A 19,183-nucleotide genomic window follows, 5' to 3' on the forward strand; every position below is an offset into this window, starting at 1 on the left:
TTAAACGCTCTCCTTTCGCGCCCCGGAAGGGGGCACAGGACCTGACGGCAGGCATCCTTCACGCAGCGTCTCATATCGAAAAAGGCTCCGCCCCTCGATGAGGCGAGAGGAGAGCCCCTCCCAGGTCATCTCGACGGCCACGGCGCGGCGGAAGGCCGATGCGCCGGTAAACCCTTTAAACATACAGGAGACGAACCGCTTGAGCAAGACGAGGGCAAAGCGTTCTCCCTCCTGATCGAGCAGAGCCCGGCCCATCTCCATCAGAAGGTCCAGTTCCCTCTCCGGCGCCGGGACGAGCAGGCTTTCGTCGACGTCGTATCCCAATGCAGCCAAGGCCCTGGGGACGAGGAAGGGATCGCGCAGAATCCCCCGGGCCAGGAAGACGCCGACGCAGCCTCCGTCAAGATAGCTTCGGATCGCCTCGACGGAGAAGACATCGCCGCTGGCGCTCACCCGGCCCGGGAAGGCCCGGGCGAGGGAGAGGACGGCCTCTCTGTCGGCGACGCCCTCGTAGCGTTGGGCCGCCGTACGGCCGTGAAGGGTCAGGTGATCGGCGCCGGCCTCGATGAGAGCGGCGGCGAAATCCTCCGTCGCCAGGGGGTGAAGCGCCGTCGTCTTCCTCAGCTTGACCCAGAGGGGAAGGCCCAGATCGGAAAGGCGAAGAACCATCTCCCGGGCCCTTTGGGGCACCTCGAGAAGGCGGGCCCCCGATCCCTTGCGGAAGACCTTGGGCATGGGACAGGCCATATTGAGCCCCAGGGCGTCGAAACCGCCCACGGCCAGAGCCCGCCGGGCCCCCCTCTCGACGAGAAGGGGGTCGTCGCCGAAAAGCTGCATGACCAGAGGCCGGTCCCGCCCGTCGGGAGAGGCCACCATGGCCTCCGTCTTTTTGTTGGACATGACGATCCCGGCGGCGCTGACCATCTCCGTATGGGTCAGGGCCACGCCGAGGCGGCGAAAGAAGGCGCGCACGGCCGGGACGGTGACGCCGGCCAAAGGGGCCAGCCAGAGGGGGTTGGCCAGGTCGAGGCCGCCGACGGCCAGCCTGGCGTGACCAAGAGGGAAGCCTTCTGTCATGAACGAGGGACCCCGTTCCGTTCGTAGAGGATGCGGAGCCCCTCCAGCGTGAGCCAGGGATCGACGGTCTCGATCGTCTCCGAATGGGCGGCCACGGCCGAGGCCAGCCCTCCCGTGGCGATGACCGTCGTCTTCCGCCCCAAGGCATCCCAGATGCGCCGGACGAGGCCGTCGACAAGGCCGGCGTTGCCGTAGAGAATGCCGGCCTGAATCGATTCCATCGTCGTCCTTCCGATGACGCTCGAAGGGGCCTCGAGGGCGATCTTGGGCAGCTTGGCCGTCCGGCCGAAGAGGGCCTCCATGCTCGTCATGAGTCCCGGCGCGATGGCCCCGCCGAGATAGACGCCCTTGGCGTCGATGACGTTAAGCGTGATGGCCGTCCCGAAGTCGGCGATGACGAGGGGAGCCCCGTAGCGGGCCACGCCGGCCACGGCATCGACGATCCTGTCGGCACCCACCTCGTGAGGGGCACCGTAGCCGATGACGATGCCCAGATCGAGATCGGTCGAGACCTTGAGGCAGGTCCGTCCCAGATAACGGTCGATTCCCTCCGAGAAGGCCCCGTCGAGGGGGGGCACGACGGAGGCCATGATGGCGCCGTCGATGGATCGGGGATCGATGTCGGCCGTGCGGAGCAGGTTGAGCAGGTAGATGCCGACTTCGTCGGCCGTGTGACGCTCCGACATGAGGCGCCAATGGGATTTCAGTTTGGAGCCGTCGAAGACGCCTACGGTGGTGTTCGTGTTGCCCACGTCGATCACGAGAAGCATCGTCTATCCCTCCTGAAGAGGGCCGGGAAGAGCCCGGCCTCGTGTGGCACCTTTTTTAAAGAGAAGTCGCGCAGAAAAGGGTCAGGGCCAAAGCGGCCGCCAGGGAACGCGGGGGACCGACGCCGACTTTGCGGGCCAGAAGCAGAAAGAGGACGAAGGTCCCGGCGGCGTAGATCAAAGCCGAGAAGGTCACCTCTCCCACCAAGAGGTTCGCCGCCCCGTCGGCAGCCCGAGCCCAGAGGGCGAAGAGGTCTTCACCGAAACGGGCCGCCGCCGCGCCGCCGCGCCAGCCCGCCAGGACCGGCAGGGCCGCCAGAGAGGCCAGAGGCAGGAGAAAGGCAAAAAGGGGCAGCGCGACCAGATTGAGGACGATTCCGGCCAGGGGCACGACGCCGAAGACCTCGGCGGCGACGGGAGCCGTCGTGAGCCAGACGAGGGGACCGGCCAGAAAAGCCGTTCCCTTGCCCCAATCAGGCAGGGCCGTCAGAGTGAGAACAGCCGTCATGGAAAGACGCCACCCCACGTCCCAGAACCACCAGGGACGCCAGGCCAGAAGGATCAGCCCCGCCAGGGCGACGGCGTTCACTCCGCCTCCCCGCCGTCCCATCTGCCTTCCCTGGAGGTAGAGCTGGACCATCAGGGCCGCCCTGACGGCGCTGGCCGGAGCGCCCGCCAGGAAGACATAGGCCCAGACGAGGGCAGAGGCGACGACGAGCCCCACCGTCGACGGCCCGGCGAAAAGCAGGATCGCCGAGGCGACGAGGCCGACATGAAAGCCCGAGACGGCCAGAAGATGCGACGTTCCCCAGCGCCGGTGGGCTCGGGCCAGATCGGGGTCGCGTCCGCCCGTCCAGGCCGCCAGCAGGTGGCCTCTCATGAGAGGCGGCAGCTTCAGAAGAAGGGCCGCCTCGATCCGGGCTCGCCGCCAGGCCCAACCGCTCTTTCCGTCAAGGAGACGCCACCGGCCGGGTCGGAGCTCGCCCTCGATTCCTCGGGCCCTGGCCCAGCGGGAGAAGTCGAAAGACTCCCCCTCTCGAGCCTTTCGGAGAGGAAGGACCTCCCCTTCGACGTCGAGGTGCGATCCTGCCCCGACGACCTGTCGAGGCGGGACGAAGGCGGCCAGCCGAAGGCCTCCCCCTTCGACGACGACGAGGCGCCGCTTCCCCCAGGGACGTTCGGAGAGGACCGTGACCTCGCCTTCGTAACGGGGCGGGAGTGAGGGCTCGGCCAGACGATGCAGGAAGAGGACCGCCCCTCCCAAAGAGAGGAGAAGGACGAGGAGGGCCGGGCGGAACGCCCAGCCCTCGAAGCCGTCGCTGCCCAGAAGAAGGAGGCCCACAGGGGCCAGAAGGGCCGCCGCGACGACGGCTCCCGGCGGAAGTCCCCTGCCGAGGAAGGTCAGGGCCAGGCTCCAGGCCGCCAGGACGACGAGGGCCGGCGCCTTGACGAGAAAGGTCACGGCCCGACGGTGACGAAAGGACGGATCGATTCGAGCTTGCCGTCGCCGATGCCCCGGACCCGCTTGAGGTCGTCGACGGTGCGGAAGGGCCCCTTGGCCTCCCTGTCGTCGACGAGGGCCTGGGCAAGCTTGGGGCCGATCCCGGGCAGAGTGGCCAGGTCGGCAGCCCCGGCCCTGTTGACGTCGACGAGAACCTTCTCCGTCCCCGAAACGCCGGGAGAGGGCGACGGGCGGGAGGGGAGCGGCTGAGGAGCCGGGACCTCTCCCCTGCGTGGCACGTGGAGGTGACGTCCGTCCGCGAGGGGTTCGGCCAGATTGATGGCCTCCCTATCCCCCTCGGCCGAAAAGCCTCCGGCCATCTCGACGGCCAGGTAGACGCGGGATCCGGGAGGGACCTGATAGACGCCGGGAGAACGGATGCCTCCCGTGACGTAGACGACCCAGGGCTCAGACGGCTCGACCCGCTCCGGACGTTCCGCGACCGGCTCGGAGGGCGGCAGGCGGTGGGCCAGCTCCTCCCTGACGGCCAGAGCCGGACCGGCCACCGTCGTCGGCTCCGGAGAACCCCACCGGCCCGAAAAATGGCTCAGGAGGAGCCAGGCGGCAAAGAGACAGACGACGGCTCCGGAAAAAAAGGCCAGCCCCTTCCAGCGTCTCTCCACGATCCCTCACATCCTTTCGACGAGACGCCCCTTGAGACTCCAGGCGTCGGCATCGGCGACGACGACGTCGACGAAACGCCCCTCAAGACCCTGACCGGGAAAGAGGACGACCTTGTCCGTCGCCGTCCTCCCCTGGAGAAGCCCCTCGCCCCTGTGGGCGGGACCGTCGACGAGGACGGTGAAGACCCGTCCCAGGAGAGAGGCGTTGATCTCTCGGGCGATGCCGAGCTGGAGATCGTTGACGGCGTTGAGACGACGCCGGGCCTCCATGGCGGGAAGACGGCCGGGAAAAGACGCCGCCGCCGTCCCGGGACGGGGCGAGTAGGCGGCGCTGTGGACCTGGTCGAAGCGGAAACGCCTCAGCGCCTCGAGAGAAAGAGTGAAGTCCTCTTCCGTCTCGCCGGGAAAGGCGACGATGAGGTCGCTCGTGACGGCCAGGTCGGGAAGGGCCGACCTCAAGGCTCCGATCCTCTCCGCGTAGGAGGCCACGTCATAGCCGCGGTTCATGAGCTTCAGGACTCTGTCGCTGCCCGCTTGAATGGGCAAGTTGACGGCGGGACAGATCTTGGGCTCCTCGGCCATGGCGGCGATGACGTCATCGGTCAGGTCCTTGGGGTGGTTGGTGGCGAAACGGAGGCGGCGCAGTCCCTCGACGGCAGAAAGAGAGCGCAGGAGGGAGGCAAAGGAGACCCCCTGCAGATCGGTGCCGTAGCTGTTCACGTTCTGGCCCAGCAGCGTCACCTCGACGACGCCGTCGTCGACGAGGGACCGGACCTCGTCGACGACGGCCCCGGGAAGTCGGGACTGGAAGCGGCCCCTCACATGGGGCACGATGCAGTAGGTGCAGAAATTGTCGCAGCCATGGGCGATGGTGACGAAGCTCTTGAAGGGGAGCTGGCGTCGCCTCGGAATCTGCTCCAGGTCCTCGAGGGCCCTCGGGTCGTCGTCGAGGAGAACCGTCGTCCTCCCCTCCATGGCCTCTTCGACAGCCCCGGCCAGTCGTCCCAGTTGACGGGGCCCGCAGAGGACGCGGACCTGAGGGAAGCGGGCGAGGAGTTCCCGCCCCACCCTCTGGGCCATGCAGCCCACGACGGCGACAAGAGGCTTCCTGCCGCCCCGTCCCAGGTCGCTTCGAACCTTCTGCTCGGCCTTGTCGCGAATGCTGCAGGTGACGTAGACGACGAGATCGGCCTCCTCCTCGGGGACCTCCCGCCAGCCCCGGACGCGAAGTTCCGAGGCGATGCGATCGCCGTCGTAGACGTTCATCTGGCAGCCGAAAATCTTCAGAGCGAAACCGTTCATTTTTTCATCCTCCCCGGGGCGGACCCCGAAAAGAGGATAGCACGACTTGCCCGGCGACTACAGGGCCCGACCGGTCCTCCCCTTTTCCGTCGCCGCCAGGGCCACGGCCAGGGCCGAGGCCGTCTCGACGGTATGGAGACAGAGGATGGACGATTCGACGGCGGCCCGCCTGAGGCGGAATCCGTCGGAGATCGTCTCGGGATGCTCGCCCGGAACGTTGACGACGAGATCCCACCGCCTCTCGGCCATGGCCTCGACGAGGGAGGTCCCCTTTTCGACGGAAGAGACGGCCAACCCCCAGCGGCTCAGAAGAGCCGCCGTGCCCGCCGTGGCCTCCAGCTCCCAGCCCAGAGCCGAAAAGGCCGCAGCCAGAGCCGGGGCCTGGTGCTTGGCCCGGTCGGCCAGGGAGAGGAGAAGGCGCCCCTTGCGGGGGATCTTCCACCCCGCTCCGGCGAGGGCCTCCATGAGGGCACCGGAGATGCAGTCGCCCAAACCCAGAGCCTCGCCCGTCGACTGCATCCGGACGCCGCCCTGGGCATCGACGCCGGGCAGCTTCTCCGTCGAGAAGACGGGGACCTTGACGCCCCTCGGTCCCTGATGGTCGTGAAGGCCTCCCTTCAGCCCCAGATCGGAGAAGGGAACTCCCAGGGCGAGGCGGACGGCCATTTCGACGAGAGGAATGCCCGTCAGCTTGGCGGCGATGGGCACGGTCCGGCTGGCCCGGGGATTGGCCTCGATGACGTAGAGACGCCCCTCGTGGAGGACGAACTGAACGTTCATCAGCCCCTTGACGCCCAGGGCCGCCGAAAGGGCCTGGACCGTTTCGACCATCTCGCGGCGCTGAGCGGCCGTGAGGCTCATGTCAGGAAAGAGGGCCATCGAGTCGCCCGAGTGGATCCCGGCCGGCTCGAGGTGTTCGAAAATGCCCGGAAGGAAGACATCCTCGCCGTCGCAGAGGGCATCGACCTCGAACTCGCGCCCCTGAAGAAAGCGATCGATGAGGACCGACTGGCCCTTCTCGGCGGAGAAGGCCAGATCGACGATCTCCTCGAAATCCCTCTCGTCGAAACAGAGGCGCATGGCCACGCCGCCTATGACGAAACTGGGGCGTACCATGAGGGGATAGCCGAGGGAGCGCGCCGCCTGCCTGGCCTCGTCGGGGCTCTCGGCGGCCACCCCCGGCGGCTGGAGAATGCCCAGATCGTCGAGGAGACTGGAAAAAAGCCCCCGGTCCTCGGCGCTGCGGATGACATCGCCCGTCGTCCCCAGAAGGGCAACACCCCGTCTTTCCAGGGCCAGGCCGAGTTTGAGGGCGCTCTGTCCGCCGAAGGCGGCCAGGACGCCGAGAGGACGCTCCCTCTCGATGACGGGAAGGACATCTTCGACGGTGAGAGGCTCGAAATAGAGGCCATCGGAAAGATCGTGATCGGTGCTGACCGTCTCGGGGTTGTTGTTCACCATGAGAGCCCGCAGTCCTCCCTTGCGGAGGGCCATGGCGGCCTTGACGCAGCAGTAGTCGAACTCGATACCCTGGCCGATGCGGATCGGACCGGAACCGAGGACGAGGGCCGAGGGGCGGTCATCGGCGGGAACGACGTCCCCTCCGGCGCCGAAGACGCCGTAGTAGTAGCCCGTGTGCGTCGGCGTCTCGCCGGCGCAGCCGTCCACCTCGCGGAAGGCCCGCTCCAGACCGAGGGCCTTGCGTCGCGCCTCGACCTCTCCTGCGGGAAGGGAGACGCAGCGGGCCACGTCTTCGTCGGAGAATCCCTCGTACTTGGCCTGACGGAGGAGGGAGTCCTCGAGCCCTTCGAGGGCCAGACGCCTCTCGACGTCGACGAGACGGCCCAACTCGAAGAGGAAGAAGGGATGGACGCCGCCCCTGTCGGCCAGCTCCTTCGGGTCGCGGCCCCGGCGAAGGAGTTCGAGGAAGGCCCAGAGACGGCGATGATCGGCCCTCTCCACGCTGGCCATGAGGGCCCCGTCGCCGAAGGAGGCCAGAAGGGGATCGCGGAGGCCGAAGGGAAGCTCGAGGGAGCGGAGGGCCTTCTGCAGGGCCTGGTTGAAATGAAGGCCTAAGGCCATGACCTCGCCCGTCGATTTCATCCGCGTCCCCAGCCCGCCCGAGGCCTGAGGGAATCGGTCGAAGGGCCAGCGGGGAAACTTGACGACGACATAATCGAGAACGGGCTCGGCCAGGGCGCTCCCCTGGCCCGTGACGGGGTTGGCCATCTCAGCCAGGCTCTGCCCCAGGGCGATGCGGGCGGCCATGCGGGCGATGGGGTAGCCCGTGGCCTTGCTGGCCAGGGCGCTGGAGCGGCTGGCCCTGGGATTGACTTCGATGACGGCGTAGTCCGACCCGTCGGGGCTGAAGGCGAACTGAACGTTGCAGGCCCCTTCGATGGCGAGCCCCTCGACGATGCGCAGGGCCGAGGAGCGCAGACGCTGCCACTGGCCGTCGGTCAGGGTCAGAACGGGGGCGACGACGATGCTGTCGCCCGTGTGGATTCCCATGCCGTCGAAGTTCTCCATGGAACAGACGGCCAGGGCATTGCCCCAACCGTCACGGACGACCTCGACTTCGATCTCCCGCCATCCTTCGAGATAGCGCTCGACGAGGACCCGTCCGACAGGCGAGGCCGCAAGCCCCTCGCGGGCGATGCGGGCCAGCTCCCCTCCGTCGCGGGCCACGCCGCCGCCCGTCCCGCCCAGCGTGTAGTCGGGGCGGACGACGAGGGGAAAGGAGGCTTCGGCGGCAAAGGCAAGGGCCTCGTCGACGGAGGCCGCATAGGCGCTCTCGACGACGGGCTCGCCCAGTTCCGTCAGGACATCGCGGAAAGAAAGGCGTCCCTCGGAGCGGCGGACGGAATCGACGGAGGTTCCCAGGACCTTGACGCCGTAGCGCTCCCAGAGTCCCTTCCCGTCGAGCTCGACGAGAAGATTGAGGGCCGTCTGGCCTCCCAGGGTGGCGATGACGCCCTGGGGCCTCTGCTCCCTGAGGACGTCTTCGACGACGTCGGCCGTCAGAGGGCGGAGGTAGACCACGTCGGCCAGGCCCAGATCGGTCTGGATCGTCGCGGGATTGCTGTTGAGGAGAATGACGCGGTGGCCCTCCTCCTTGAGGGTGCGGCAGGCCTGGCTGCCCGAGTAATCGAACTCGGCGGCCTGGCCGATCCGGATGGGCCCCGAGCCGAGGACGAGAATCGTCATGGCCTCCAGGGGAGACCTTCCTTTCGAGACCCGGCTTTCCTCTGTCATTCTGCAGCCTCCCTGCACTGGTCGATAAAAAGGTCGAAAAGGCCGCCGCTCTCCTCGGGACCGGGCGTCGCCTCGGGGTGAAACTGGACGCCCCAGGCCCCCGTCTCGGGATGGCGAAAGCCCTCTACGCTACCGTCGCCTCCGTGACGGTAGGTGACGGTGATCCCCGTTCCCTCCAGGGAATCGTCGCGCAGAGCATAGCCGTGATTCTGGCTCGTCAGAAAACCCTTTTTGCCGCCGGCCTCGATGACGGGCTGGTTGCCCCCTCGGTGGCCGAAGGGAAGTTTGACCGTCTTGCCCCCCAGGGCGAGGGCCAGAAGCTGCATGCCCAGACAGATGCCGAAAAGGGGGACCTTTCCCAGAAGAGCTTCGACGACGGAGACGGCCTCCACCAGAAGGGCCGGATCGCCGGGGCCGTTGCTGAGGAGGACGCCGTCGGGCCTCAGAGCGAGGATCGCCTCGGAGGACGTGTCGTGGGGAAGGACATCGACGGCGCAGCCCCGGGCCAACAGGGACCGGACGATGCCCGCCTTGACGCCGTAGTCGACGACGGCGATCCTGGGCCCTCTGCCGGGATGGGAGAGGGGACGGACCGTCGAGACCTGGGCCACGGGAGATCCCGCCTCGGCGACGACGGGGACCTCCTCTCCGGGCGAGACGATGCGGCCAGCCAGAGTGCCCCGGCTCCGGAGGTGGATCACGAGACGGCGCGTGTCGACGCCGCCCATCCAGAAGGCCCCGTTTTCCTCGATCCATCCGAAAAGATCGGGCCCGGCACTCTCTCCGTGGCAGGGATGAGCCGTCACGACGCCGCGGGCCCAGATGCGGGGACTCTCAAACCGCTCTCCGTCGGTGCCGTAGCACCCCACCATGGGGAAGGCGAAGACGACGATCTGTCCCGCGAAAGAGGGATCGGTCAGGGCCTGAGGGAAACCGGTGGGAATCGTCGTAAAGACGACCTCGCCGCCGTCACTCCGGCCTCGCTTTCCGAGGCCGGGCCAGCGCGTTCCGTCGCTTAAAAGCAGTTCAAGGGCTTCCACGTTTCCTCACCTCCGTCAAAGGTCACAAAAAAGGAGGCGCCGTCGCTGCGCCTTCCCGATCGTCCACGGCTCCTCGCGAGAGCTCCGACAGGACGGACGTCGCCGGCCATCGCCCCGTCGGGGAGAGGGACTCCGTCGGAAAAATCTATAAACCCTGGTTCTCTCTTCCCAAGTTTATCACCTCGATTTTCTTGAGGCATTATAGCCCCCTTTGGGAAACTGTCAAGGGCTCAAAATCACCCCGAATCCGCAGGCCCGCCAGGAGGATGACGCCATCGGTTCCGCCTGTTCGAGGTCCGCTCGGATCCCCTCGCCGATGCAGGCTGGCCGACTCGCATCGGTGGCTCTTTTCCCGGCCGGGGCGCCTGGCGAGGGACATGGCCTCGAAAAGAGGCGACGGCGATCTCCCGTACCCCCAGCACGAGAAGATCGCCGTCCTTCGGACCCTCCTTCTGCGGACCTTGTCCCTCTTGAGGGAGAAGAACGCTAGAGGGGATAGGCCGCCCCGTCGACACACTCTCCCAGACCCACGTTCCGACGGTTGACCCGGGCGAACTTGCCCACGAGAAAATCCTTCGCCACGGCGGGGAAAAGGACATAGCTGAGCAGGTCCTCCGTCGAATCGGCCCAGGCCCCCATCGTCCGCCGGGCCTCTTCCATCTCGCCCGACAGAAGCTGGCCGGGCATGACGGAAAGGGGCTCCTCGGAACCGATGACCTTGCGGCGGATCTTTTCGTCGAGGGGAGCCGGAGGACGGCCGTAGAAGCCGAGGAAATAGTTTTTCACCTCTTTGGGGACGATCTTCCACCTCTCGCCGACGAGAACGTTGAGCGTCGCCTGCGTTCCGACGATCTGGCTCGTCGGCGTCACCAGAGGCGGGTAGCCCATCTCCTCCCTCACTCTCGGCACTTCGGACAGGACGTCACCGAGACGGTCCAGGGCCTTCTGCTCCTTCAGCTGGCTGACAAGATTGGAATACATGCCGCCGGGAATCTGATAGCGAAGGATGTTGATATCGATACCCTCGAGGTTGACGACGATATCCCGGTAGTGTTCCCTCATGCGGCGGAAGTGATCGGCGATGGGAACGAGCTTTTCCAGGTCGATGGCCGTATCGCGAGGTCCGCCCTGCAGAGCCGCGACGAGACTTTCCGTGGCGGGCTGACTCGTCCCCATCGCGAAGGGCGATATGGCACAGTCGACGACATCGGCACCGGCCCTGGCCGCCTCGAGATAACTCATGGCGGCAAGACCCGTCGTGTAGTGGCTGTGCACCTGAAGGGGCAGCCCCGTCTCCTCTTTGATGGCCTTCACCAGCGAATAGGCGTCGCCCGGAGAGAGAAGACCGGCCATGTCCTTGATGCAGATCGAGTGGGCTCCCATGGACTTCATCGTCCCGGCCAGTTTCCGGAAGGCCCCGGCACTGTGGACGGGAGAGAGGGTGTAGGCGATGCAGAGCTAGAGATGAGCCCCCTCGCGAAGGACCTGATCGGCGGCCGTCTCGAGGTTGCGGACGTCGTTGAGGGCGTCGAAGACGCGAATGATGTCGATGCCGTTTCCGACGGCACATCGGACGAACTCCCGGACCACTTCATCGGAATAGTGGCGGTATCCCAGAAGATTCTGCCCTCGGAGAAGCATCTGAAGCCGCGTCTTTTTGAATGTCCTTCGGAGCGTCCTCAGACGATCCCAGGGGTCTTCCCTCAGGAAACGCATGGCGGCATCGAACGTCGCCCCGCCCCACATCTCGATGGAGTGATAGCCCACCTCGTCCATTTGTTCCGCCACGGGGAGCATGTCGGCGAGGGTCAGACGGGTGGCCATGATCGACTGGTGGCCGTCGCGAAGAACCGTCTCGGTAATGCCCAGCTTTCCCCTTACCTCAGATCGTCCCTCTGCGGGAGCGAAACGATCCCTTCCTGCGCCTTCTTTCTGGGGCTTCAATGGTCGCTTCTCCACTGTCCCATCTCCTTTTTTGCCCTTCGCGACGGAGGAGAACCCGCCTAGGTTCTCCTCCGTCGTCCGGTTTCAGTCCGCCATGGCGGCCATATGCTGGTAGAGCTTCCAGCGGTAGGCGTTTTCGGCCCTGGCCCGCTCCAGAAGCCGGGCCGCCTCTTCGGGGTGGGCCCGCTGGAGGATGCGGTAGCGGTTCTCGCCGTAGATGTAGTCCTCCAGGGGCAGGGAGGGTTCCTTGTTGTCGAGGGTGAGGGGGTTCTTGCCCTCTTCTCGCCTCCTCGGGTCGTAGCGCATCGTGATCCAGTGGCCCGAGGCGACGGCCTTTTTCTGCTGTTCCAGGCCGTTTTTCAGTTCGATGCCGTGGGCGATGCAGTGGGCGTAGGCGATGATGATCGACGGGCCGTCGTAGGATTCGGCCTCTCGGAAGGCCTTGACGACCTGGGCGTCGCTGGCGCCCAGGGCCACGCGCGCCACGTAGACGTTGCCGTAGGCCATGGCCATGAGGGCCAGGTCCTTTTTCATGGCCGGCTTGCCACCGGCGGCGAATTTCGCCACCGCTCCCATCGGCGTCGATTTCGACATCTGACCGCCCGTGTTCGAGTAGACTTCCGTGTCCAGGACGAGGACGTTGACGTTTCTGCCCGAGGCCAGGACGTGGTCCAGGCCGCCGTAGCCGATGTCGTAGGCCCAGCCGTCTCCTCCGAGGATCCAGACGTTTTTGCGGACCAGGACGTCGGCAAGGCTCAGGAGGTCTTTGGCCTTGGCCTCTTCCCTCCCGGCCAGGTTCGCCTTGAGGCGCGCCACTCTTTCGCGTTGCGCCGCGATTCCCTTTTCGTCGCTCTGGTCGGCGCCGACGAGGTCCGCGACCAGGCTCTGGCCGACGATCTCTTTCTGGCCTTCGAGCAGTTCGAGGGCGTACTGGAGCTGTTTGTCCAGGGCAAGACGCATGCCCATGCCGAATTCGGCGTTGTCCTCGAAGAGGGAGTTGGACCAGCTCGGGCCCCGTCCTTCTCCGTCGCTCGTCCAGGGGGTGGTGGGGAGGTTGCCTCCGTAGATGGACGAGCAGCCCGTGGCGTTGGCGATGAGGGCTCTGTCTCCGAAGAGCTGACTCAGGAGTTTGACGTAGGGCGTCTCTCCGCAGCCGGCGCAGGCGCCGGAGAATTCGAAGAGGGGGCGCAGGAGCTGGATGTCTTTGACCGTTCCCAGGTTGAGCTGCCCCCTGTCCATGTCGGGCAGGCTCAGGAAGTAGGTCCAGTTCGCCTTTTCGCTTTCCCGAAGCGGCGGCTGGGGCACCATGTTGATGGCTTTTTTCCCCTCTTCCTTTTTGCTCCGGGCCGGGCAGTTCTGGACGCAGAGGCTGCAGCCGGTGCAGTCTTCCGGCGAGATCTGTATAGTGGACCCCGAAAACTGGACCACGAGCTAAGTTGCAGTTGAAGTCGGGCTGTATCATAGGGTCCCAGAAAGAGAGGGGACATCATGGCAGCCAAGCGACAGAGGCGTTCAGCGGAGTTCAAAAGCAAAGTGGCCTTCGCTGCCCTGAAAGGGGATAAGACCCTGGCTCAATTGTCGGGTGAGTTCGAGGTTTCCGCCGTCCAGATCGGTCAGTGGAAGAAGCAGCTTCTGCAAGGGGGTCCGGAGATCTTTCAACGCAAAGGCACTCCGATGGATGTCGAGACGTTGATGGCCCCCCTCTACCAGGAGATCGGTCGGCTCAAGATGGAGCTCGACTGGCTCAAAAAAAAATCAGGCGCTGACGCTTGAGGGAAAGCGGACCTCCATCGATCCCGAGCACCCTTCGATCAGTGTTCGTCGGCAATGTGACCTCCTTGATCTTAACCGGTCCAGCTTCTACTACGCGAGCTCTTCCGCGACGGAGACGGCGGAGAACCTTGAAATCATGGAGCTCATCGACGGCCGGTACACCTGCGCCCCCTCTTACGGGAGCCGCCGGATGACGGCCTGGCTGCGTCGACAGGGACAGGACGTGAACCGCAAACGGATCGGACGGCTGATGAGGCTTATGGGGCTCGAAGGGATTGGCCCCAAACCGGGAACCAGCAAGCCTCACCCCGAACATGAGATTTATCCCTACCTGCTCCGGAACGCCGTCATCGTCAGACCGAATCAGGTCTGGAGCACCGATGTCACCTACCTCCCGATGAGTGGCGGTTTCATGTACCTCGCGGCCGTCATCGATTGGCACAGCCGCTTCGTCCTCTCCTGGGAACTTTCCAACACCCTGGACGCAGAGTTCTGCGTCGTCGCCCTCGACAGGGCTCTTCGGCAGGGAACGCCGGAGATCTTCAACACCGACCAGGGCTGTCAGTTCACCAGTAAGGCCTTTCTGTCTCTGCTCAAGGAAAAGGAGATCCGGATCAGCATGGACGGTCGTGGCAGGGCCCTCGACAACATCTTCGTGGAACGCTTCTGGCGGACCCTCAAGTATGAGTGGCTCTACTTGAACGACTATGAGCGGGTCCGCGATCTCCGCTGCGGCCTGCGGGAGTATATGGACTTCTACAACGACGAAAGGCTTCACTCCTCACTGAACTACAGGACACCGCGGGAGGTTCACTTTGCCGACCGGGAGGGACCGATGGCGGTCTGACTTTAACTAACTTCGGGCCTCAAATGGTCTTGACAATGGGGTCCACCATACTGGACGGTGTATTTTTTGTCTTTGAAGGCGGGCCATTTGGCCTCGGCCGATTTGAAGGTCGCAGGCGCGCCCTCCAGCAGGGTGCCGTCGTAGACTTTGGAGCGGATGACGGCGTGGGGGCAGACGAGGACGCATTTGCCGCACTGGATGCACGTTTCCGGGTCCCACTGGGGGATTTCCATGGCGATGTTGCGCTTTTCCCACTGGGTCGTGCCCGTCGGGAAGGTGCCGTCGGCCGTGAGGGCCACGTCTTTGACGGTGAGGCTGTCTCCTTCGTTGGCGAGCATGGGACCCAGGACGGTTCTGACGAATTCGGGCGCCTCGGCGGGGACGGCGGGTTTCATGGCGAAGGCGCTGGTGACTTCCTTCGGGATTTTGACTTCGTGGAGGTTCGCCACGGAGGCGTCGACGCAGGCGTAGTTCTTTTTGACGATGGCTTCGCCTTTGTTTCCGTAGGTTTTTTTGATGCTCCGCTTGATGGCTTCGATGGCCTCGTCCTGGGGGAGGATTCCGCTGATGGCGAAGAAGCAGGTCTGCATGACGGTGTTGATGCGGACGCCCATTCCCGTTTCGTGGGCCACTTTGTAGGCGTCGATGACGTAGAAGCGGATCTGTTTGTCGATGATTTCTTTCTGCAGTTCCCGCGGCAGACGGTCCCAGACGTCTTCCGGGCCGTAGATGCTGTTGAGGAGGAAGGTGCTTCCCGAAGCCGCCTGGGCGAGGAGACGGTATTTTTCGACGTAGGTGAAGACGTGGCAGGCGATGAAGTTGGCCTGGCCGATGAGGTAGGACGATCTCAGTTCTTTCGGGCCGAACCGCAGGTGCGAGACGGTGAGACCTCCGGATTTCTTGGAGTCGTAGACGAAGTAGCCCTGGGCGTAGTTGTCCGTGTCGTCTCCGATGATTTTGATGGAGTTTTTGTTGGCCCCCACGGTGCCGTCGGAGCCGATTCCCCAGAAGAGGCAGCGGACGGTTTTTTCGTCTTCCGTGCTGTAGGCGCTGTCGTAGGCGAGGCTGAGGTGGGTCTGGTCGTCGTCGATGCCGACGACGAAGGGCTGTTGCGGCTGTTCCTTTTTGAGTTCGTCGAGGACGGCTTTGACCATGGCCGGCGTGAAGTCTTTCGACGAGAGGCCGTAGCGCCCTCCGATGAGGCGCACCGAGGGGCGCCCGTCGGAGAGGGCCGCTTTGACGTCGAGGTAGAGGGGCTCTCCCTGGGAGCCCGGCTCTTTGGTGCGGTCGAGGACGGCGACGGAGCGGACGCTCGACGGGAGGGCCGCCAGGAGGTGGGTCGCCGAGAAGGGGCGGTAGAGGCGCACTTTGACGACGCCCACTTTTTCTCCCGCTTTCATCAGGTGCTCGACCGTTTCGTGGGCCGTTTCGGCTCCGCTTCCCATGAGGATGACGACGCGCTCGGCGTCACTGGCTCCGACGTAGTCGAAGAGGTGGTAGCTTCTGCCGACGACGGAGGCGAACCGATCCATGGCGGCCTGGACGTGGCCCGGGCAGGCTTCGTACCAGGGGTTGGAGGCCTCTCTGGCCTGGAAGTAGTAGTCGGGGTTCTGCGCCGTCCCCCGGATCCGCGGACGGTCCGGCGTGAGGGCCCTTTCTCTGTGGGCCTGGACGAGGCCGTCGTCGATCATGGCGCGGGCGTCTTCTGCCGTGAGCTGTTCCACTTTCGCCACTTCGTGGGAGGTCCGGAAGCCGTCGAAGAAGTGGACGAAGGGGACACGCGACGAGAGCGTCGCCGTCTGGGCGATGAGGGCCATGTCCATGGCCTCCTGGACCGATCCCGAGGCCAGAAGGGCGAAGCCCGTCTGGCGCACGGCCATGACGTCGCCGTGATCGCCGAAGATGGAGAGGGCGTGGGACGCCACGGTGCGGGCCGCGACGTGGATGACCGTCGACGTCAGTTCGCCGGCGATCTTGTACATGTTGGGGATCATGAGAAGAAGACCCTGGGAGGCCGTGAAGGTCGTGCCCAGCGATCCGGCCTGGAGCGCCCCGTGGAGCGCCCCCGCCGCGCCTCCTTCGCTCTGCATTTCCACCACCGAGGGCACCGTGCCCCAGATGTTCGTCCTCCCCTCCGAGGACCACTGGTCCGCCCATTCGCCCATGTTCGACGACGGCGTGATCGGGTAGATGGCGATCACTTCGTTCGTCAGGTGCGCCGAGTAGGCCGCCGCTTCGTTGCCGTCGATCATGACTCTGTGCCTTTCCGTCATTGCCTCCACTCCTCTCCCGATAAAAGGGGCTGCCCCCCCTTATGACTCTGCCCTGAAGCCGTCTTCACTTGACCTGGAAGACGCTGTCGATGAGGGTGCCGTCGCGGTACTCGACGACGGCGACGACGCGGTCCGAATCGGGCTCGTTCGGGCGGGGGACTCCCGTGAGAGCCTCGACCTCCCTCTTGAGGTCGCCGATCTCCTTCACGGGCAGCCGGGCGGAACGGGCCGCCTCGATGAGATCGCTCCTCCGGGGGTTGATGCAGAGGCCCCGCTCGGTGACGATGGCGTCGACGGTCTCGCCGGGCGTGACGACGGTCTGGACCCGGTCGAGGATGGAGGGGACGCCGCCGCGGAAGGAGGGGACGACGACGACGGCCAGCTTGGCCCCGGCCGCCGTGTCGCAGTGGCCGCCCGAGGCGCCGCGGAGCACGCCGTCGTGTCCCGTCATGACGTTGACGTTGAAGGCCACGTCCACCTCCAGGGCCGCCAGGACGACGACGTCCAGGTTGTGGACGACGCAGCCCCGGTTGAGGGGGTTGGCGTACCAGGACTGGTCGATCTCGATGTGGTTGCCGTTGCGCACCAGCGAGTCACGGACGGCGGCGTCGAAGCTCTGGACGTCGTAGAGGGCCTCGAAGAGTCCCTCCTCGAGCATCCGGACCATGTAGCCCGTGATCCCGCCGCAGCCCCAGCTCCCTTTGATTCCCTTCTCCTTCATGTGGTCCCGGACGAAGGCCGCCACGGCCAGGCTGGCTCCTCCGGCGCCGACCTGGAAGGAGACGCCCGGGGCGAGCAGCCCCGAGGCGGCGATGAGGCGGTAGGCGTCGCGGGCGATCTTGAGGTCCACGGGACTCCGCGTGATCCGCGCCGCCCCGGTGGCGATCTTCGAGGCGTCTCCCAGGCTCTCGACGACGACGACCTGGTCGACGAGGTACTGGGGGATGGAGACGCGGTTCAGCGGCTGGGGGACGAGGTGGTCCGTGACGGCCACGACGTGGCGGGCGTGGCGGGCGTCGATCTGGGCGTAGCCCAGGGAGCCGCACCCCGAGGGGCCCAGGGCCCCCGTCAGGTTCCCCTGGGGATCGCAGGCCGGGGCGGCCAGGAAGGCCACGTCGATGGAGATGGAGCCCTCCTCGATGGCCCGCGCCCTCCCCCCGTGGCTGCGGATGACGACGGGAAAGGGGACCTCCCCCTTCGAGATGGCCCTGCCCACGGCGCCGCGGACGCCGGAGGTGTGGATCTGGCTCACGACGCCCCGCCGCACCAGGTCGGCCACCCCGTCGTGGGCGTCGGTCAGGGAGCTGGGGGCGAGGGTGAGGTTTCCGATCCCCATGGCCTCGCATTCGTTCAGGACGGCCATGAGAAGGGCGTCGCCGTTGCGCAGGTGATGGTGGAAGGAGAGGGTCATGCCGCTCTGAAGGCCCGAGGCCTCGATGGCACGGCGGAGGCTTTCGACGACCTTCGTCTTCCGCGGCATCGACCCCCGCAGGGGCGGGACGAGGCGGGGCGCCTCGTAGCCCCGCTCGAGGCGGCTCCAGGGGCCCTCGTAGGGATCGAAGGCGCCGAGCCCTTCGATGAAGGCCGGGACGCGACGTCCCAGCCCGTTGACGACCCGTCCTCTGTCACGTGTCATCTAGAGCACCTCCTCGGCCAGTCGGGCCATCTCGAGGGTGTGAAGGGCCCGCTTCACCACGGGAGCGTCGACCATCCTGCCGTCGACGGAGACGACGCCTCTGCCCTCGGCCTCGGCGGCCTGGGCCGCCTCGACGATGCGTCGGGCCCTGACGATCTCCTTGGCCTCGGGGACGAAGGCCTTGTGGATCCACTCGATCTGGCCGGGATGGATGGCCGCCTTGCCCGAAAAGCCCAGGCCGACGACGGCCTTCGTCTCCTCCAGGAGTCCTTCGTTGTCGTTCACGTCGGTCCAGACCGTGTCGAAGGCGTCGATCCCCGCGGCGCGGGCCGCCAGGGCCACCAGGGTCCGGGCCGTGAAGAGTTCCTTCCCCTCGCGGGTCTTCCTCACCCCCATGTCGGCCGTCAGGTCCTGGCCGCCCAGGGTGAGGGCCGTAACGCGGGGACAGCAGTCGGCGATGGCCTGGGCGTTGGACAGGCCCCGGGCCGTCTCGATCATGGCGTGGAGCTTCACCGTGCCGACGTCGAGGCCCGACTCCCTCTCCAGCTCGGCCATGAGGGCGTCGCAGGCCAGGACGTCCTGAGGCGACGAGCACTTGGGCAGACGGACGGCGGCGGGGCGACAGGGGATCACGGCCCGGAGGTCACCGTCGAAAAAGGGCGTGTCCGATCCGTTGAGGCGGACCGTGACGACGACCGTGCCGAAGTCGAGGCCCTTCAGGAAGGCGCAGACCAGATCGCGGGCGCTGTCCTTCTCCGAGAGGGCCACGGCGTCCTCCAGGTCGAGGAGGATGCTGTCGGCCCCGAAGACGGGAGCCTGCTGGATCATGGCCGGGCTGTTGCCGGGGATGTAGAGCATGGAGCGGAGCCTCATCGCGCGCCTCCCCGGGCCCGGTCCAGGGCCGTGCCGATCCGGGCCCGGAGGGTCAGCTCCAGCGCCCCCTGATCCTGGATCTGCACCTTCGCTCCCGTCAGACCCCGCTCTCGCAGGACCGATTCGACGACGGCGCGGTTACGCTCGGCGAAAAGCCCCGCCGTCGCGCCGCGACACTCCAGCTCCAGCGTCGGCGACGGCGAGACCGTCACGAGACAGTCCGACGACTCCAGCGTTCCCGCCTGGGCGATTGTTTCGATCATGAAAGACAC

13 protein-coding genes and 1 pseudogene are annotated in these 19,183 nt (G+C 66.0%); 1 reads left to right on the forward strand and 13 read right to left on the reverse strand.

The window, feature by feature from the left end; genetic code table 11:
• The 9 genes and pseudogenes from KAR29_RS04030 to KAR29_RS04070 all read right to left on the reverse strand — a co-directional run bounded on the left by KAR29_RS04030 (window position 1) and on the right by KAR29_RS04070 (window position 12,937).
• Window positions 1-1,077, reverse strand: coding sequence for a tRNA dihydrouridine synthase (locus KAR29_RS04030; protein ID WP_274374349.1), 1,077 nt, complete (start codon window positions 1,075-1,077; stop codon window positions 1-3).
• Window positions 1,074-1,847 carry a type III pantothenate kinase gene (locus KAR29_RS04035; RefSeq protein WP_274374350.1) on the reverse strand — a complete coding sequence of 258 codons (774 nt, stop codon included), beginning with the start codon at window positions 1,845-1,847 and terminating at the stop codon, window positions 1,074-1,076. Before KAR29_RS04035 ends, KAR29_RS04030 begins: the two co-directional genes overlap by 4 nt.
• A 55-nt stretch (window positions 1,848-1,902) precedes the next feature.
• The gene (locus KAR29_RS04040; RefSeq protein WP_274374351.1) at window positions 1,903-3,306 is read right to left on the reverse strand and encodes a ComEC/Rec2 family competence protein; all 1,404 of its coding nucleotides are present in this window, start codon (window positions 3,304-3,306) and stop codon (window positions 1,903-1,905) included.
• Window positions 3,303-3,968 (reverse strand): ComEA family DNA-binding protein, encoded by a 666-nt coding sequence (locus KAR29_RS04045; RefSeq protein ID WP_274374352.1) that lies wholly within the window; start codon window positions 3,966-3,968, stop codon window positions 3,303-3,305. Before KAR29_RS04045 ends, KAR29_RS04040 begins: the two co-directional genes overlap by 4 nt.
• A gap of 6 nt (window positions 3,969-3,974) precedes the next feature.
• Complete coding sequence (gene miaB / locus KAR29_RS04050; protein WP_274374353.1) at window positions 3,975-5,270, reverse strand: tRNA (N6-isopentenyl adenosine(37)-C2)-methylthiotransferase MiaB; 1,296 nt, start codon at window positions 5,268-5,270, stop codon at window positions 3,975-3,977.
• A 57-nt stretch (window positions 5,271-5,327) separates the two neighbouring features.
• Entirely contained in the window at window positions 5,328-8,525 is a 3,198-nt protein-coding gene (carB, locus tag KAR29_RS04055; protein ID WP_274374354.1) for a carbamoyl-phosphate synthase large subunit, read from the reverse strand.
• Window positions 8,522-9,565, reverse strand: coding sequence for a glutamine-hydrolyzing carbamoyl-phosphate synthase small subunit (carA, locus tag KAR29_RS04060; protein WP_274374355.1), 1,044 nt, complete (start codon window positions 9,563-9,565; stop codon window positions 8,522-8,524). The genes carB and carA overlap by 4 nt, the downstream gene beginning before the upstream one ends.
• A gap of 486 nt (window positions 9,566-10,051) precedes the next feature.
• A pseudogene (locus KAR29_RS04065) lies at window positions 10,052-11,389 on the reverse strand (pyruvate carboxylase subunit B).
• Between the two features lie 204 nt (window positions 11,390-11,593).
• The gene (locus KAR29_RS04070; RefSeq protein WP_274374356.1) at window positions 11,594-12,937 is read right to left on the reverse strand and encodes a thiamine pyrophosphate-dependent enzyme; all 1,344 of its coding nucleotides are present in this window, start codon (window positions 12,935-12,937) and stop codon (window positions 11,594-11,596) included.
• Window positions 12,938-12,997: 60 nt separating this feature from the next.
• On the opposite strand from KAR29_RS04070, the gene KAR29_RS04075 reads away from it, so the two are divergent.
• Window positions 12,998-14,129, forward strand: a protein-coding gene (locus tag KAR29_RS04075) for an IS3 family transposase (protein ID WP_274374357.1) whose coding sequence is annotated in 2 segments (ribosomal slippage) — window positions 12,998-13,266 and window positions 13,265-14,129 — 1,134 coding nt in all. Because the reading frame shifts where the segments join, the coding sequence is not laid out codon by codon here.
• Between the two features lie 2 nt (window positions 14,130-14,131).
• Here the strand turns inward: KAR29_RS04075 and nifJ are convergent.
• From nifJ to citD, 4 genes are all read right to left on the reverse strand, one after another.
• Window positions 14,132-16,402 carry a pyruvate:ferredoxin (flavodoxin) oxidoreductase gene (gene nifJ / locus KAR29_RS04080; protein WP_274374358.1) on the reverse strand — a complete coding sequence of 757 codons (2,271 nt, stop codon included), beginning with the start codon at window positions 16,400-16,402 and terminating at the stop codon, window positions 14,132-14,134.
• Between the two features lie 64 nt (window positions 16,403-16,466).
• Window positions 16,467-18,038 (reverse strand): citrate lyase subunit alpha, encoded by a 1,572-nt coding sequence (citF, locus tag KAR29_RS04085; RefSeq protein ID WP_274374359.1) that lies wholly within the window; start codon window positions 18,036-18,038, stop codon window positions 16,467-16,469.
• The gene (locus tag KAR29_RS04090) at window positions 18,039-18,911 is read right to left on the reverse strand and encodes an HpcH/HpaI aldolase/citrate lyase family protein (protein ID WP_274373261.1); all 873 of its coding nucleotides are present in this window, start codon (window positions 18,909-18,911) and stop codon (window positions 18,039-18,041) included. It abuts the gene before it with no gap.
• The gene (gene citD, locus KAR29_RS04095) at window positions 18,908-19,174 is read right to left on the reverse strand and encodes a citrate lyase acyl carrier protein (RefSeq protein ID WP_274373260.1); all 267 of its coding nucleotides are present in this window, start codon (window positions 19,172-19,174) and stop codon (window positions 18,908-18,910) included. Before citD ends, KAR29_RS04090 begins: the two co-directional genes overlap by 4 nt.
• Window positions 19,175-19,183: the final 9 nt, after the last annotated feature.

The sequence above is a fragment of the Aminithiophilus ramosus genome (genome assembly GCF_018069705.1).
Classification (GTDB): domain Bacteria; phylum Synergistota; class Synergistia; order Synergistales; family Aminithiophilaceae; genus Aminithiophilus; species Aminithiophilus ramosus.